Annotated in this window: 16 protein-coding genes; 15 read left to right on the top strand and 1 reads right to left on the bottom strand. The window is 66.3% G+C overall.

Going from position 1 to position 14867, the window contains the following annotated elements; genetic code table 11:
• Positions 1–166: 166 nt before the first annotated feature.
• The gene (locus ACPW96_RS18335; RefSeq protein ID WP_425884761.1) at positions 167–394 is read right to left on the bottom strand and encodes a hypothetical protein; all 228 of its coding nucleotides are present in this window, start codon (positions 392–394) and stop codon (positions 167–169) included.
• A gap of 309 nt (positions 395–703) precedes the next feature.
• Here ACPW96_RS18335 and ACPW96_RS18330 point away from each other — a divergent pair, with 309 nt between their 5' ends.
• The 15 genes from ACPW96_RS18330 to ACPW96_RS18260 all read left to right on the top strand — a co-directional run bounded on the left by ACPW96_RS18330 (position 704) and on the right by ACPW96_RS18260 (position 14832).
• Positions 704–1468, top strand: coding sequence for a hypothetical protein (locus ACPW96_RS18330; RefSeq protein WP_425884760.1), 765 nt, complete (start codon positions 704–706; stop codon positions 1466–1468).
• Between the two features lie 784 nt (positions 1469–2252).
• A complete protein-coding gene (locus ACPW96_RS18325) occupies positions 2253–2924 on the top strand; it encodes an AAA family ATPase (RefSeq protein ID WP_425884758.1) in 672 nt (223 codons plus the stop codon).
• Positions 2925–3142: 218 nt separating this feature from the next.
• Positions 3143–3523, top strand: coding sequence for a hypothetical protein (locus ACPW96_RS18320; RefSeq protein ID WP_425884757.1), 381 nt, complete (start codon positions 3143–3145; stop codon positions 3521–3523).
• Between the two features lie 7 nt (positions 3524–3530).
• Positions 3531–4226 (top strand): SAF domain-containing protein, encoded by a 696-nt coding sequence (locus ACPW96_RS18315; protein ID WP_425884756.1) that lies wholly within the window; start codon positions 3531–3533, stop codon positions 4224–4226.
• A gap of 6 nt (positions 4227–4232) precedes the next feature.
• Positions 4233–5057 (top strand): hypothetical protein, encoded by an 825-nt coding sequence (locus ACPW96_RS18310; RefSeq protein WP_425884755.1) that lies wholly within the window; start codon positions 4233–4235, stop codon positions 5055–5057.
• Entirely contained in the window at positions 5054–6637 is a 1584-nt protein-coding gene (locus ACPW96_RS18305; protein ID WP_425884754.1) for a CpaF family protein, read from the top strand. The genes ACPW96_RS18310 and ACPW96_RS18305 overlap by 4 nt, the downstream gene beginning before the upstream one ends.
• A gap of 1 nt (position 6638) precedes the next feature.
• Positions 6639–7502, top strand: coding sequence for a type II secretion system F family protein (locus ACPW96_RS18300; RefSeq protein WP_425884753.1), 864 nt, complete (start codon positions 6639–6641; stop codon positions 7500–7502).
• A complete protein-coding gene (locus ACPW96_RS18295) occupies positions 7499–8380 on the top strand; it encodes a type II secretion system F family protein (RefSeq protein ID WP_425884752.1) in 882 nt (293 codons plus the stop codon). Before ACPW96_RS18300 ends, ACPW96_RS18295 begins: the two co-directional genes overlap by 4 nt.
• Positions 8381–8472: 92 nt before the next feature.
• Positions 8473–8670 (top strand): hypothetical protein, encoded by a 198-nt coding sequence (locus tag ACPW96_RS18290; protein WP_425884751.1) that lies wholly within the window; start codon positions 8473–8475, stop codon positions 8668–8670.
• A gap of 21 nt (positions 8671–8691) precedes the next feature.
• Positions 8692–9102: a TadE/TadG family type IV pilus assembly protein gene (locus tag ACPW96_RS18285; protein ID WP_425884750.1), complete on the top strand. Its 411-nt coding sequence runs from the start codon at positions 8692–8694 to the stop codon at positions 9100–9102.
• Complete coding sequence (locus ACPW96_RS18280; protein WP_425884749.1) at positions 9102–9551, top strand: pilus assembly protein; 450 nt, start codon at positions 9102–9104, stop codon at positions 9549–9551. Before ACPW96_RS18285 ends, ACPW96_RS18280 begins: the two co-directional genes overlap by 1 nt.
• Complete coding sequence (locus tag ACPW96_RS18275; RefSeq protein WP_425884748.1) at positions 9548–9958, top strand: hypothetical protein; 411 nt, start codon at positions 9548–9550, stop codon at positions 9956–9958. The genes ACPW96_RS18280 and ACPW96_RS18275 overlap by 4 nt, the downstream gene beginning before the upstream one ends.
• Positions 9959–9970: 12 nt before the next feature.
• Positions 9971–10561 (top strand): hypothetical protein, encoded by a 591-nt coding sequence (locus ACPW96_RS18270; protein WP_425884747.1) that lies wholly within the window; start codon positions 9971–9973, stop codon positions 10559–10561.
• Positions 10555–11553: a hypothetical protein gene (locus ACPW96_RS18265; protein ID WP_425884746.1), complete on the top strand. Its 999-nt coding sequence runs from the start codon at positions 10555–10557 to the stop codon at positions 11551–11553. Before ACPW96_RS18270 ends, ACPW96_RS18265 begins: the two co-directional genes overlap by 7 nt.
• A gap of 15 nt (positions 11554–11568) precedes the next feature.
• The gene (locus ACPW96_RS18260) at positions 11569–14832 is read left to right on the top strand and encodes a LysM peptidoglycan-binding domain-containing protein (RefSeq protein ID WP_425884745.1); all 3264 of its coding nucleotides are present in this window, start codon (positions 11569–11571) and stop codon (positions 14830–14832) included.
• Positions 14833–14867: the final 35 nt, after the last annotated feature.

The raw sequence follows: 14867 nt of genomic DNA, 5'->3' as shown, positions 1-14867 counted from the left end.
CGAGAAAGCGACGCGACAAGCGCAATCGGTCCGCAGGCGATCGCGCCGATCAACAGTCCGGACACCATCCGCCCGCCGAGGGCTCGCCCTTGAGTCCATGAACTCCCGTGAGCGTCCGGCGACCTCTTCTGCCGGCGCGGCTTCTTCTCCTGCTTCTCCCCCGCCATCAGACGCCCCCACCCGACTGCAGCTGGGCCACCCGAAGCGCCGCCGGCACGGACTCCCGGAGCTCCTGCACGGCCGCGACCACGCGCCCATGCGTGCTCAGGTCGAAAGGACGATCCAGCGTCACAGCGACCGCATCCTCGAAGCCCTGGCTGGCACGAATGGCGCGCGCGGCGTCTGGCTTGAACCCCTCCCACATCGCGTCGTCGACGCTGCTGTCCTTGGTCACGTCTGTTCCTTCCGATCTGCCTGATGGCCGCCGTCAGGAGCGGGGCCTACAGGTATAGGCCCCCGTTTCGGGGCTTCGCGGACATCGCAGATCGAAGAAATGTGGCGGGAATGTTGCGTGGATGGGGCGCGATGAATATCCGCCGCTGACCTGGTTTTTACAGGGGCATGGTGGGACCGCCACCGACTGGAAGAGGCATCGGATATCGGTCGTGACCCGGGAGCGCTGATCTTTTCCAGGATCTGAGCCAGGGGTGCTGAGGAACGTGGCCCTTCGTCAATACGACGTCACGACGAAGGGCCATTTCGCATGACTACAAGCACGGGTACCAGTCCCCTAGCCACCCACCTCTTCGATGAGTGGAACGCGACTCTCGCCGACACCTTGCACCAATTCGGAGCTCTCGGGGAGCTCACCTGCGATGAGGCAGTAGACCTCATCCGCATGCCCCAGCCGGCTGAGCAACGGGACGCGGTTCTGCTCGAGCTGCTGACCCTCGAGCACGATGGCGACACCGTCGCGGGCCGAGTCATCCTGAAGTCGTTCCTGCCCCTGGCATTCCGGCTGGCGCGAACGAATGGCCACACCCGGGACCTCTGGATGCACGACCGCGCGGATGCCACCACCACAGCCATCGGTGTCCTCTGGGAGGTCATCCACAGCTACCCGCTGACCCGACGCGCTGCGGTCTCAGGCAACATCCGAGGCGAGATGCTCAAGCTCCTCGAATCTGGCTTCGGCAGCCCGCGCAGCGTGGACGACGTCGCCGTCGAAGACGACATGCTCGATCGCATCGTCGGGGCGGACGAGACCGACGACGTCTTCCGCGACCTCGTCACGATCCTCACCTGGGCGATCGACTCCGGCGCGCTCCGCCGGGACGAAGTCCAACTCCTGGCGCGCATCGAGCTCGCCGAGGGCGACCCTGGACAGGCCCGCGAAGACACGGCGGCCGAGCTCGGGATCTCCCGGGAGACGCTCGCCAAGCGCGTCAGTCGCATCCGCGGGAAGCTCATGCACGCCGTGTGCGGTGATGTGCAGGCGAAGGTCGCCTACTCGCCTCGTCGCAGCTGAATCCCACTCCCCCGCCCCTATCGCCGGCATCCATCGATTGCCCGGTCGACCCCCGAAGCCGACAGGGCCCCTCGGATGGGCCCCCAGGGGCCCTGTCTCCTCCTAACGCGGTACAGGAACACCGAACATGGCCAAAACACGCTCAGCGGGCCGCACAGCGGCCCCCAGGGGATATTTCACCCAGCAGGACGACCCCGCATCTGTCGCAGATCCGATCAGGACGACGACGATGAACGCTCGCACACTCACAATCACCGCCCTACTGCCACGTTCACGCCCTACCCGTGGTGGCATTGCCGCGATAACCTCGTCCCACCGTCGCAACACCTCTGCAATGCGGCGCAGCCCCCGGCGCTATACGGTGAACGCTCCCCCTGAAGACGTGGCGCTCGTAACGCAGAGGGCTTGCACAGCACTTGCGTTAGATGTTGCGCCTGATGTTGCGGATGGGATGCGCTATACCTTCGCAGTAGGTGGCGACGATAATTGCTGGCCGTCGACGCGGGGTTGTTGCGTACTAGTCGCGCCGTGCAGATATACGCAACTGCGCTGTACTTGCGCCAGTTATAGTCAGCGCAATGCGCACGGACCTACTACGTTGTGGAACATCTGTCGCGTCACCCTGGCGCAGAACACGCACAATAAATGTTGCATCCTTGCGTGAATGTGACGCTACACTGGCGGCCATGAACCCGTCTTCGCTTCACAGGTCGGGCGCAGGCGTGCCCGACTGCAGCTCGCTGACCCGCGCCGCCCACTTCTCCTTCCCGCTCGAGGTGACGGAGTGAGGATCCTGGCCCTCGTAGGCCAGAAGGGGGGAGTGGGGAAGACGACGACGTGCATGAACCTCGCTGCGTCGCTCGCTCGTGACAATCGCGTCATCGTCGTCGACGTCGATCCGCAGCAGTCGGCCACTCGCTGGGCAGAACGCGCTGGCGATGATCTGCCCTTCGACTTCGCTGCGGACGCTGATCCTGAGAACATCGCGCAACTGCGTGAAATCGACTACGACATCGTGATCATCGACACGCCTGGCAGTCACGAGAACACCGGTGTCCTCGACGCCGTCCTGCGGGTCGCTGACTTCGTCATCCTCCCTGTGGAAGCGAGCACCATGGCGATCGAGTCGATCGCAGACACCATCGCCGGGCATGTTCTACCCAACAACCTCGAGTACCGGCTGCTCATCAACAAGGTGAACCGGCAGCGGGGGATGCGCCGCCTCGAGGACTGGGAGTCCTTCATCGATCAGGGCGAGCTCATCGAGGGACAGGTCGGGATCCCGAGGTTCCGCAATCACATCCGCTTGTCAGCCAGCGTTGAGGACGCTCCGCTGGACGGCAAGGTGGTCACGCAGTACACCGACACGCGCGCCAACCAGGCCGCGATCTTCGATTACAGCAGTGTCGCTCTCGAGCTGACTTCACTGTGGGCCAACCAGACGAAGGGCAACTGATCATGGTGCGCCAAGACCTCTCCAAGATCGCTAAGGCAAAGGTGCCGCAGCCGACCCCCTCAACCGACCAGCCGGCACCAGATGAGACGGCCACTAGGACGGTCCCGGCTCCCGCCGCAGCGCCGGTAGAGGCAACGAGGCAGGCGAAGGGGCCGGCCTCCCGCCGCGCCACCAGCGCAGCTCCTCGAAACGAGCAACCAGCAGCAGAGACCGCGAGCGTGGGCGTGCCGTTTCACCTGCCGGATTCTCTCGACAAGCGGCTCGCCGCCTACATGCAGAAGACCGGAAAGAGCCACCACCGCGTACTGCTCGAGGCGATCGCGAGAACGTATCCGCAACTGCCCGATCTGGTCCGTAAGTCCATGTCGGGGGAGGACGTCGAGGAGTCCGAGCTCGACGAGGTCACCGCCCTCTTCGACCTGCCCGATTGGTCCGCCCCCCGGACATCTCAAGAGCCCCGGGTGAAGCACACCGTTCGTGTCAGCCCCACCAACCGAAAGAAGTTGGAAGACATCCGCCACGAAGTCGGGGCCCCTTCCCGGAACCTCCTCATCGTCACCGCCTACAACGCATTCCTTCCGTCCATCAACGAGAGCTGAAACCCCCATGTCAACCACCACGAGCGACCAACGCACCAAGCGCGGCAAGCAGCCCGCCGATCAGGCCCAGCAGCCCGAGCCGCGCCAGGCAGCCATCCTGCGGCCCACGAAGTCGCGGCGGCGCCCTGTGATCATCGCCCTCGGTGTGGCCCTCGCCCTGCTCGGCGGGGTCGGTACGTGGTGGGTGACCACCAATCTCACCCGGACAGTCAGTGTGATGGCCACCGGCGTCGACGTCGCGCGCGGCGAGACGATCACCGCGGAGGACCTGACCACGATCCAGCTCGCCGGCGGCCAGCAGGTGGACTCGGTTCCCGCAACCGATGCAGCCGAGGTCGTCGGTTCGACGGCGCTCGTCGACCTTCCCGCCGGAACCCTCATCACCTCGGCGAACACCGGCAATGCGATCGCCGTAGCTTCGGGGGAGTCCATCGTCGGTGTCTCCCTGACGCAGGCCCAGATGCCCGGCTACCCACTAGCGGCCGGCGACCAGGTGCGGGTCGTGGAGACTCCGGTCACCCAGGGCGACCCGCCGGCCGAGACCCCCCGAAGCTTCGAGGCCACCGTCTTCACCACTCGATTCGACGCCGAGACAGGTGTGTGGGTGGTCGACCTCGTCGTGCCGGAACGAGAGGCCGCGGACATCGCCGCACGCGCATCCACCGGCCGTGTCGCGCTTGTCATCGACGCGACGGGGGAGTAGCAGACGATGGCCATCCTTCTCCTCGCGAGCACTGCGGGTGCTCCAGGCGTCTCCGCTGCGGCCGTCGCACTCGCGATGAACTGGGCGAAGCCCACCATCCTGGTGGAAGCGGACACCAGCAAGACCAGCAGCATCATCCCCGGCGCACTCCGCGGACAGGTCTACCACCGCACTGGCTTGACCGAAGCCGCCGTCGCCGAGCAGTACGGCGCTCTCACCGCCGAAAAGCTCTGGGAGCAGACCGTCGAGTTGGGGCCGCAGAAGGTGCTCATCCCCGGCTTCAAGAGCCTTCAGGGTGCGGCCGGAGCGGCACCGCACTTCTGGCGGTCGCTTCTCGACGCACTCCGCCCCTATGAACGGACCGGATACGACGTCATCATCGACGCAGGGCGTCTCCAAGTCGCGGATCCGCGCATCCCGCTGCTGCGTGAGGCCGACAGCGTCACGATTCTGGCCGACCCGACACTTCCCTCGATCGCCAGCATCCTTCCGCACTGGCAGAGCCGCGACCAGCAGCGGCAGTCGACGCCGGAGTGGCTCATGGGCGCTCTCAGCGAGGTCGGTCACGCCGGATACGTCAACCTCGTCATCACCGAGCGGCCCACAGCGCAAGAAACCTGGCCCGGGCATGAGGTCGCCAAACTGACCGGACTCAACCTCCTCGGCACGATCCCCTGGGACCCCAAGGGCGCCGCGACATACGCCCTGGGGGCGGCCTCGCTCCGCGGCCAGCGCACCCCATACGGACGTGCGATCGGAGCGCTCCTGCACAGCTACGGAGAGCTCCTGAGCACCCGCACCTACACCTCAATCCAGGAGGGACAGCAATGAGCAACCCCAACGTGGACGCCAGCCCTGGTCCAGCAGACCTGACCAGCCTTCCCTTCTTCGCCGCCCCCGCACCGGCCGAGCCAGCCGTGAACCCTAACGCGGGGCATGCAGCCGCCCACCTCAGCCGCGCAGCCCAGCGGCTGCCCGGCGCCATCCCCGCTGGTACGCCGGCCCTGCCCCCGCTGCCGCCCGTGCAGCCACTGGTCGACCTTGCAGTGCCGCCCAGCACGGAGGCCACGCTGATTGACCGCAGCGACCTGCCCTGGGACGAGATCGCGGCCATCCGGGACGAAGTTTCGCGCGACCTCGCGAACATCTACAGCGAGGCCATGGACATCAGCCTCGAGCAGCGTGAGCAGGCCGCGCAGGACAACATCGTCGACCGAGTCCGCACGCGCGTCGACGAGCAGACCCGACGTCCTGGTGACCAGCGATGGTCACCACGGATGCAGCAGCTGATCCGCCAGGCCGTCTTCGATCTCCTCTTCCGCCTCGGCCGCATCCAGCCCCTCGTCGACGAGCCTGGAGTGGAGAACATCCACATCAACGGCTTCGACGACGTCTGGCTCTCCTACGCGGACGGCCGCGTCGAGAAGTACCCGTACACGATCGCGACAAGCGACCGCGAACTCGCCGAGGAAATCAACCTGCTCGCCGCGCGATCCGGGGAAGGCGGCCGCAGCTTCACCCGCGCCCGCCCGCGCCTGCACCTCGATCTGCCGAGCAACGCTCGCCTCGCCGCGGTAGCAGAGCCGATCGCGACACGACCCACCGTCGTGATCCGCATCCACCGCCTGGTCGACGTCACGATTGAGCAGCTCGTGGAACGGGACACCCTCAGCCGGCAGGCCGCGGCGTTCCTCACAGCCGCGGTCGAGGCCGGCGTCTCCATCGTCACCAGCGGGTTCCCCGGCGCGGGGAAGACCACCTTGCTCCGTGCGCTCGCGGATGCGATCCCGCCGGAGGAGAAGATCGTCACGATCGAGATGGAGCGGGAGCTGTACCTGCACAAGATCCCGGAGCGGCATCCGCGGGTCGTCGCCCTCGAGTACCGGCCGGGGGAGGGGGAGCCGGGCGCGGACGGCAAGCTGCCAGGTGAGATCACCCTCGAGGACCTCGTCTACGACACGCTGCGCCTCGATACGCAGCGCTTCATAGTTGGAGAGGTCCGCGGACCGGAGATCTACGCGATGCTGCAGGCGATGCAGTCCGGCGTGGGATCCCTGTCCACATTGCACGCCGCCAGTGCCGACGACTCGATCGACCGCATGTCCGCGTTGATGCTCTCCAAGGGCAGCAACACGACGCCCGTCTACGCCTATCGAATGATCGAGCAGAACATCAAGCTCATCGTGCAAATCGCCAAGATCACCGACTCCGATGGCAAGCCGCGTCGAGTCGTGACAGAGATCGCCGAAATCGAGAAGGGGGAGGACCAGAACAACTTCCGCCCGATCGCCAAGCAGGTCTTCCGGTTCGACCGCTCAACCATGAGCCTCATCCCTGCGGAGCTGCCCTCCAAACGGCTGCTCGAGACACTCCGCCTGTACGGGTTCGACGACACCAACCTGGGGGTGTGACATGTCCCCAGCAGCACTCGCAGTGAGCATCGTCGTCGGCGTCGTCGGCGTCATCCTGATCGTCCTCGGCTTCGCCGGCCGGGACACGACCGCCGGCCTGCCTGCGTCGCGCACCACCACCCGCACATCGATCACGCTGACGCGCGCTCAGAAGATCCAACTGATCGGAGGCGCTGTAGCCGGCCTGATCATCGCCCTCATCACCGGATGGTGGGTGCTGGTCGTGGTTGTTCCCGTCGCCGCGTTCGGCATGCCGTGGCTGCTCGCCAAGGGTCCCGAAGAGCACGTCATCGCCAAGCTGGACGCCCTCGAGTCATGGACCAGAAGCCTCGCCGGCCTTACCGTCGCGGGCGCCGGACTGGAGCGCACCATCTCCGCCTCACTCGAGAGCTGCCCCGATGCGATCCGTCCGGAGGTCACCCAGCTGGTGGCTCGCCTCAACGCTCGGTGGACCACCAGCGCTGCACTGCAAGCGTTCGCCGACGACCTGAACGACGAGACAGCAGACGTCCTCGTGATGCACCTGCTGCGCAAGGCCGAGCTCCGTGGCGCTGGCCTGGCGGACGCGCTCCAGGATCTCGCGAAGAGCATCTTCGAGCGGGTGAAGATGCGTCGACAGATCGAGGCGGACCGCGCCCAGCCGCGAAGCGAGACGCGCACCATCGTCTACTTCACGATCGCGCTCCTGGTCGTTCTCGTGCTCGCCCACGACTACGCCGCGGCCTACGGCACACCCGTCGGCCAGCTGCTGCTCACCATCTACCTGGCCATCTACACGGTGCTGCTGCTGGCGATGCGTCGCATCAGCCGAGGCAAGACTGCGCCACGCCTTCTCGTGGTCTCCGACAAGGGCGGTGTGAAATGAACCCGGCACTCGTCGTCATCCCCGGACTCATCTTCGGACTCGGGGTGGCGCTCATCATCGCGGCCCTCACCCCGTCACAGCCCAGACTGTCGGCCGCGCTGGACCGGATCGGCACCACAACCGTCACCGAAGACACCTTCTACGCCAACACCTTCGAGAACAGGATCGGGTCCGCGGTCCTTCGCCGGTTCAGCGACAACCCTGCTCTGCGCATCCCCACCAGCGACCTGCGCCTCATCGGTATGAGCGTCAACCGGTACCTCTACCAGAAGGTGCTGTCGGCTGGCCTCGGCCTGATCGCCCCGATGTCGATCGGAGTCGTCTTCCAGGCGCTCGGGCTCACCGCTTTCTACATCCCCGCCCTCCTCGGCATCCCTCTCGCAGTCGGGGCATGGTTTCTGCCGAACCTGCTCGTCCGCGACCAGGCAAAGGAAGCCCGCGACGAGTTCTCCCGCGCAGTCACCGTGTACATGGAACTGGTCGGCGCCGAACGAATCAGCGGCGCATCGCCGAGCACCGCCCTGGACAACGCCGCACAGGTCGGCCGGAGCTGGCCCTTCGTCCGGATCCGCCAGACCCTCACCGAAGCCCGCTACGCCGGCGTCGCCCCCTGGGATGCGCTCGAGCAGCTCGCCCACGAAATCAACGTCCCGGACCTCGGCGAAATCGCCCAGGTGATTCGCCTCTCGGGGGAGCAGGGCGCATCGGTATATGAGACACTCAGGGCACGAGGGCAGAACCTTCGCGACCGGCTCATGAACGACGAGAAGACGGAGGCGAACAAGGAAACCACCAAAATGTTCATCCCCATGTCACTCACGGGCGTGATGTTCATGATCATCCTCGCTACCCCGTTTTTGCTGGATGTGTTCTTCTAGACCTTCATCTGTCCGCGAAGACCCTGCTCCGGGGCCTATACCAACGAAGACCGCACACCCCCACCAATGAGAGAAAGGAACAGGATCACAACATGTCGACCCTGAGCCGCGAGTTCCGCTCCCGCATCCGCGGGCGTGTCACTCGCTTCACCACCGAAGATCCCGAACGCGGCGCCATCAGCCTCGAGCAGGTGATCTGGGCATCGATCATCGGCGCGGCCGCCGTGATCGCAGCCGGCGCGATCGTCGCGATCATCGTCACCTTCACCAGCCAGATCCCCACGGGCTGAACTAGCAAGGACGCAAGGATGATGAGCACCACCCGACTCGATCATCGGTCAGGGATCCTCCGATCTCTGACCGATGATCGAGGTGCCGTCACCCTGCAGAATGTGATCATCGCTCCTCTACTGCTGACGATGTTCGCGGTCTTTCTGCACTTCGGGATCCTGCTGCACGCCAACAACCTCGCCCAGGCCGCAGCGACAAGCGCCTACAACGCCGCACGGAACTACAACGCGAGCAGCTCGGACGGAACGACCGCAGGGCTGGCCATCCTCTCCCAGAGCGGCTCACCTATCGACGCCGCCTCTGTGGCGGTCGACCGCAGCGCCACGGTCGTCACCGTCACCGTCACGGGTCAGGCGCCCTCCTTCGTCCCCGGCATGGCGACCGCGATCGACGTCACCGTCACCGGCCCTGTGGAGAGGTGGGTGAACTGATGCGCACCCTCCGTCGACTCATCTCCCGATTCGGGGACGACCGCGGGTCCTCTGGACTGGAGATCGTGATTCTGGCTCCAGCCTTCGTCGCGATCCTTGTGCTCCTGGCAGCCGGCGGTCGCCTCGCGCTCGCTGGCAACGCCGTCGAGTCAGCGGCATCCGCCGCCGCCCGCGAGGCATCGCTCGCGCGCAGCTCGAGCAGCGCTCAGACTGCCGCGGAGGCCATGGCACGCACATCCATGACCCAAGCCGGCGTCAACTGCCAGACCCTCAGCGTCGTTATCGACTCCTCGGGGCTGAACGCCCCGATCGGCACCACCGGCACAGTGGGAGCCACCGTCACCTGCACGGTCGCGCTGAACGCCGCCGCCATGATCGGGCTGCCAGGAACGCGAGATCTCACCGGCGCAGCCATCTCGCCCGTCGACGCCTACCGGGAGCGCAGATGAGAGCCTTCATCGCCCAGCTGCGGGAGAAGCTGCAGGAGGACAAGGGGATCGCGACGCTCTACTTCGTGATCATGGTTCCCGTCTTCCTCGGCCTCGTCGCCCTCATCATCGTCGCGGCCGGCAAAGTCCAGGCCAACCAGCAGGCCTACAGCACAGCTGCCGGCGCCGCACGCGCCGCGGCGAACGCCGTCAGCGGCCAGGCCATCATCAACGGCACGGCGGTCATCGACGCGGGCGCCGCAGCAAGCGCCGCCAACAGCTACCTGAGTGCTGCCGGCGTCGGCGGATCGGTCGCCGTCGATGGCGACCGCATCACCGTCACCGTCGCCTCGACCTATGACTTCGTTCTCCTCCCCGGCAGCGCCGCGATCGATGCGGTCGCCACCGCCGAGCTCATCACCCAGTAGAAGGAGCACCCCATGACAACCAAGCGCACGCTCACCGCACTCGTGGGGTTCGCAGCTGGGCTGGCCCTTCTCGCCGGCTGCACCCCGTCGGCACCCACCCCGTCTCCGTCTGTCACAGCGATCGAGTCAGCTACCCCGACGCCGACCGCTACCGGCGGCGCCCCGACTAGCGAGGATGAGGCCATCGCCGCAGCCGAAGCAGTTTTGGTCGCCCGCAACGAGATGTTCGACCAGGTCGCTATCGACGGGTGGACGGACTACGAGCGGCTCCAGGAAGTTTCAATCGGTCAGGCGTACACGGATGCCCTGCCGGGCTTTGAGGCTCTCAAGGCAGAGGGGCGAACTCAGACCGGGATTGCCACGCTCGAGATCATCGACTCGGTTGTGGTCCCAGGGCCCAATGAAGTCGAGTTTGGCACAGTCGCTATCCGGGCATGCTTCGACCCCTCCACGCGGGAGCAGAAGCTTGCGGATGGTTCGCCTGCGCCGCTTCCCAGCCCCGTTCGCTCGATCAAAGAGTCAACGGTGGCCTACTTCCCGGAGCAGGACAAGTGGCTGGTGACCGACTTCGGCGATCCTGCTGGAGGCCGTGAAGAATGCTGATCGCAAAGCGCGGACGACTCGCCGCTCTGTTCGCGCTGTTCGCGCTGATCGGAGGGTTGCTCTTCGCTGTCGCGCCGGCCGCAGACGCGGCTGATGGAACGTGGTGCGACCAGAACGACAACTGCTGGGTGCTGGCGAGTGCGCCCGGATCAGATCCGCCCTTCAACCCCGATCCGGAGACTGGGTTCACGCCTGGCACTCCGTACTGCACGTTCACCCAGCTGTGGGGCGTCCGCGCGACGGTGGAAGTGCCGTGCACCACGGCGCCGGGCAGGAACTACTGGTCCCACCGATACCAGTGCTACGTCGCCCTCGCCGGCGTGCAGGGCGGCGTTCCGTCCTGGGCGGGCAACCCGGACGGGGCCTGGTATTGGTGCGACGACGGTGTTCCCGACACGCTCCGCTGCGCTCCAGCTGATCCCCTTGGATGCCGCGGCGGCTACTCTGCGTCGTTCTGGTCGGATTACCCCCCGCCGGGACTGTACGTGCTCACACCTCGACAGGCGGCGATGAAGTTGATCAAGACCTTCGCGCTCGAGGGAATTGAGATCGGGATGGCACCCGAGGTGAATCCCGAGTGGGGCCATCGCCGTGGCTACGTCGGGGTGCCCATCTGGCTGTGGGTGAACAACCCCCAGCCGCTGACTTGGGGCCCATACTCCGAAACCGCCACCATCGGCATGCAGACGATCACCGCGACCGCTCGCGTGACATCGGTGATCTGGAATATGGGTGAAGGAGGTTCCACCGTCTGCGGCAACGTCGGGACCCCGTACTCGGTCGGATATGGCATGACCGCATCTCCGACCTGCGGGTACCGGTACTCCTCAACGTCCGAACGGGCAGCCGGCGACCGATTCACTGTGACGGCCACGAGTCAGTGGACCGTCGATTGGGCAGCCGCGACCGGCCAGACGGGAACCATCAACCTGACCACGGACAGCGCCGTCGACCTCGAGGTCAACGAGCTGCAAACCGTCATCGTTCCGTAGCAACGGAGGACACCAATGAACCGAATCGGCAAAGGCCTGGGAGCACTCCTCCTGCTGGCCGTCGTGCTCGTCGGCATCCCGATCGGGCTCATCGTCTTCGCAGGGAACCCGCTGCCGACCATGGCGGAGCTGCAAGCAGCGTTCACCATGCCGGACTACACAGGCTCCTTCCTGATCGGCACCATCATGCCGATCGCGGCGTGGATCGCATGGGCAACGTTCGCCGTCGGCTTCCTCCTCGAGCTGCCCGGCCAATTCCGCAGTCGCCCGCGACTCCGAGTTCCGGGTCTCGGATTCCAGCAGAAGCTCATGGGCGGTCTCCTCGCTGCGGTCATTGCGCTGTTCGCGCCGGCGGCCGCATTCGCCTCCGAGATCCCCGTGTCAACTCCCGTCGCAGCCGCCAGCGTGTCGACCTTCTCCGACGTCGACGAGGCACCTGCGACCTCCCTCGCCACGGTGGAACGCGGCCCCGACTACGTCGTGCAGGGATCGGACACTCTCTACAGGATTGCGGAGCACACACTTGGTGACCGTTCTCGATGGACGGAAATCGCGCAGCTGAACTACGGCGTCCCCCAGGCCGGCGGGGGAGCGCTCGATGACACGAACTGGGTACAAGAGGGTTGGGTGCTCACTCTGCCGGCTGACGCCCTCATGACGGCCGCCGCGACCGCGGCTCCAGCGGCAGTCGTTGAGACGACGACACAGGTGACGTATGAGCAGCGCGTCATCGTCGAAGGCGACACGCTCTGGGACATCGCGGAAGAGCAGCTAGGAGACGGCGATCGCTACCCGGAGATCTTCGAGGCGTCAAAGAGCATCATCCAGCCCGACGGGCGCACCCTCACCGACCCCGACTGGATCGACCCGGGTTGGACAGTTCAGATCCCGGTCGTGACAAGTGTTCCTGTGGCTCCACCGGCCGGCGACAACACCGGCAGCGGGGGAGCGGTCGACGATGGCTCGGGCGCGATCGAGGATGGCTCCTCTTCTGACGGAGCCGGCGGCGCTGCAGGCGGTGCCGGCGCTGCTGGTGGAGCTTCTGGTGCAGAGGGAGGAAGCGGCGGTGCAACAGGCGGTGCGGAGACCGAAGAGCAGGGCGCTGGCGCCGGCCTCGGGTTCAGCACCGAACAGACACCCATCGCCGAAGAGCAGGCGCCTGCGGCCGCGGATCCCGAAGCGGCAGTCACAGACGTCGACGTCCAGGGCATCGAGGACTACTTCAACGTCTCGACGGTCGGCGGGGTCGGCGCGATCCTTGCCGCCGGCCTCCTCACTCTGCTCGGCTTCCGTCGACGCGCTCAGCGACGCAACCGCAAGCCCAGACAGCGGATTGCGATGCCCGATGAGACGCTCGCGACCGTCGAGCTCGAATTGCGCGCGGTCGAGAACCCGCTCGGCGCCGAGGCCGTCGACACTGCGCTTCGCCACCTCGCGTTGTGGGCGCAGGAAACCGGCAACCGACTCCCTTCGCTCTACGCGCTCCGCTTGGACGAGGCATCCATCGCGGTCTACCTGGACGAGCCCACCGACCTGCCCGCCCCCTTCACCCAGTACGACCCCGACGACAAGCTCGCATGGATGGTTGCGCTCACCGACCTCGAGCCGCTCGACCGTGTCCCCTCCGCGCCGTACCCGGCAGTGGTGATGCTCGGCCACGACGACGGGGATGGCCACATCTTCGTCGACCTCGAGCGGATCGGTGCCCTCAACGTCACCGGAGCAGACGAGGAGCAACGCCGTGGTGTTCTTACCGCGATCGCGCTCGAGCTCGCCTCCAACACCTGGTCGGAGGATGTACAGGTCACCCTCGTCGGTGTGGCTGACCGTCTGCCCCTGGCGATCGGCAGCGGCCGCGTGCGCCACGTCGAGGACACGGAGACGCTGCTGCGCAACCTGCAGGGTCAGGCCAGCGCCGTGGAGAAAGGGCTGGCCGAGATCGGCGTCGAGGGTCTTGAGCAGGCCCGCACCACGGGGGCCAACGCGGAGGCGTGGGCGCCGGAGATCATCATCCTCGGCGACCTCCCCGACGAGGCGACCCGGGCGGCAATCAGCGAGCTCGTCACGAGGCTCCCTCGGGTGGGTATCGCCGCAGTCAGCGCCGGCCACCTGACGGGCGGTTGGAACCTCGCCCTCGGGGCGGATCACCGGGCGCAGCTCGAGATCCCCTCCGATGATCCCGTGGCGATTCCGCTCACACCGCAGGTGATCGGTCAGCGTGAGTACGTGGAGATCCTGGCGCTGTTCGACGTCGCGACGGAGGGTGCCCCCACCGGCGAGGCTGTTGACGACGAGCTCGCCCTGGACGAGATCCCCATCGCTGCGGCCGAATCCGTCGACGGGGGAGATGCCGTTGCGACCGACGAGGCGATCGGCCTCCCAGCCGTAGAAGCGGTGGAGGCGATCGACACGCCCGGCGCCGTGGCGTTCGACGAGGATCACTCCGAGCTTCGCGAGACTGCAGAGGAGGAACGGCTTGCGGCCGTAACCCACATTCACCAAGGCCCGTACCTGGAGATGCTCGGTCCTGTCGAGGTCCGCGGTGCTCGAGGCGAGGCCCCGGTGAACCCGAACACCGCAGCGCAGTGGCGCTCGTCGATCCGTCGTGGCACGGAGCTTGTGGCGTTCCTTTCCGTCACTCCCAACGCCACGGCCGAGCAAGTGCACGCCGTGTTCTGGCCCGGTAAGACGGCCAGCGGCACGAAGGCCAACGACGACCGTAACGGGCTGTTGTCCAAGACCCGTCGCTGGCTCGGGCAGGACAATGCCGGCGAGTGGTTTGTGCCGTACATCACAACGGGGGAGTACCGCCTCCACGACGATGTCCGGTCGGACTGGCAGGACTTCCTCGAGCTCGTTGGCCAGGACATGGCGGACGCGACTATCGAGCAGCTCTCGGCAGCGCTCGAGCTCGTGAAGGGTCAGCCGATCAGCGGCGTGCCCGACAAGCGATACGTGTTCGCCGATCGGCTGCGCAACGAGATGATCGCCACCATCGGCGACGTCGCCCACGAGGTCGCGCGGCGCAACCTCTGCGAGGGCAACGTGCGGGGCGCCCGGATGGCCGCGGCGATCGGCCGGATGATCGACCCGGTGAACGAAGTCTTCTGGCGTGATGGCCTGCGAGCGGAGCATCAGGCAGGCGACGTCGCCGGCGTGGAACGGCTTGTCACCCAGCTCGAGCAGAACCTCGCTGGCATCGACGAGGACTACGAGCCGGAACCGGAGACGCAAGCCCTAATCGCGCAGCTGCGCCGCCGGCATGCGATCGCGAGCTAGCCGACGTGAGGATCATCGTCGCGCGGGAAGCGGAG

It is taken from the genome of Micromonospora sp. DT81.3, assembly GCF_049847225.1.
GTDB lineage: Bacteria > Actinomycetota > Actinomycetes > Actinomycetales > Microbacteriaceae > Microbacterium.
Note: the sequence above shows the minus strand (reverse complement) of the source record. Positions and strands in the feature narration are given on the sequence as shown.

Excerpts from the sequence above, each read along its gene's own strand:
- ACPW96_RS18330 (WP_425884760.1), top strand. The coding sequence starts at position 704 with ATGACTACAAGCACGGGTACCAGTCCCCTAGCCACCCACCTCTTCGAT.
- ACPW96_RS18310 (WP_425884755.1), top strand. The coding sequence starts at position 4,233 with ATGGCCATCCTTCTCCTCGCGAGCACTGCGGGTGCTCCAGGCGTCTCC.
- ACPW96_RS18305 (WP_425884754.1), top strand. The coding sequence starts at position 5,054 with ATGAGCAACCCCAACGTGGACGCCAGCCCTGGTCCAGCAGACCTGACC.
- ACPW96_RS18315 (WP_425884756.1), top strand. The coding sequence starts at position 3,531 with ATGTCAACCACCACGAGCGACCAACGCACCAAGCGCGGCAAGCAGCCC.
- ACPW96_RS18265 (WP_425884746.1), top strand. The coding sequence starts at position 10,555 with ATGCTGATCGCAAAGCGCGGACGACTCGCCGCTCTGTTCGCGCTGTTC.
- ACPW96_RS18295 (WP_425884752.1), top strand. The coding sequence starts at position 7,499 with ATGAACCCGGCACTCGTCGTCATCCCCGGACTCATCTTCGGACTCGGG.
- ACPW96_RS18275 (WP_425884748.1), top strand. The coding sequence starts at position 9,548 with ATGAGAGCCTTCATCGCCCAGCTGCGGGAGAAGCTGCAGGAGGACAAG.
- ACPW96_RS18300 (WP_425884753.1), top strand. The coding sequence starts at position 6,639 with ATGTCCCCAGCAGCACTCGCAGTGAGCATCGTCGTCGGCGTCGTCGGC.
- ACPW96_RS18260 (WP_425884745.1), top strand. The coding sequence starts at position 11,569 with ATGAACCGAATCGGCAAAGGCCTGGGAGCACTCCTCCTGCTGGCCGTC.
- ACPW96_RS18280 (WP_425884749.1), top strand. The coding sequence starts at position 9,102 with ATGCGCACCCTCCGTCGACTCATCTCCCGATTCGGGGACGACCGCGGG.
- ACPW96_RS18285 (WP_425884750.1), top strand. The coding sequence starts at position 8,692 with ATGAGCACCACCCGACTCGATCATCGGTCAGGGATCCTCCGATCTCTG.
- ACPW96_RS18290 (WP_425884751.1), top strand. The coding sequence starts at position 8,473 with ATGTCGACCCTGAGCCGCGAGTTCCGCTCCCGCATCCGCGGGCGTGTC.
- ACPW96_RS18270 (WP_425884747.1), top strand. The coding sequence starts at position 9,971 with ATGACAACCAAGCGCACGCTCACCGCACTCGTGGGGTTCGCAGCTGGG.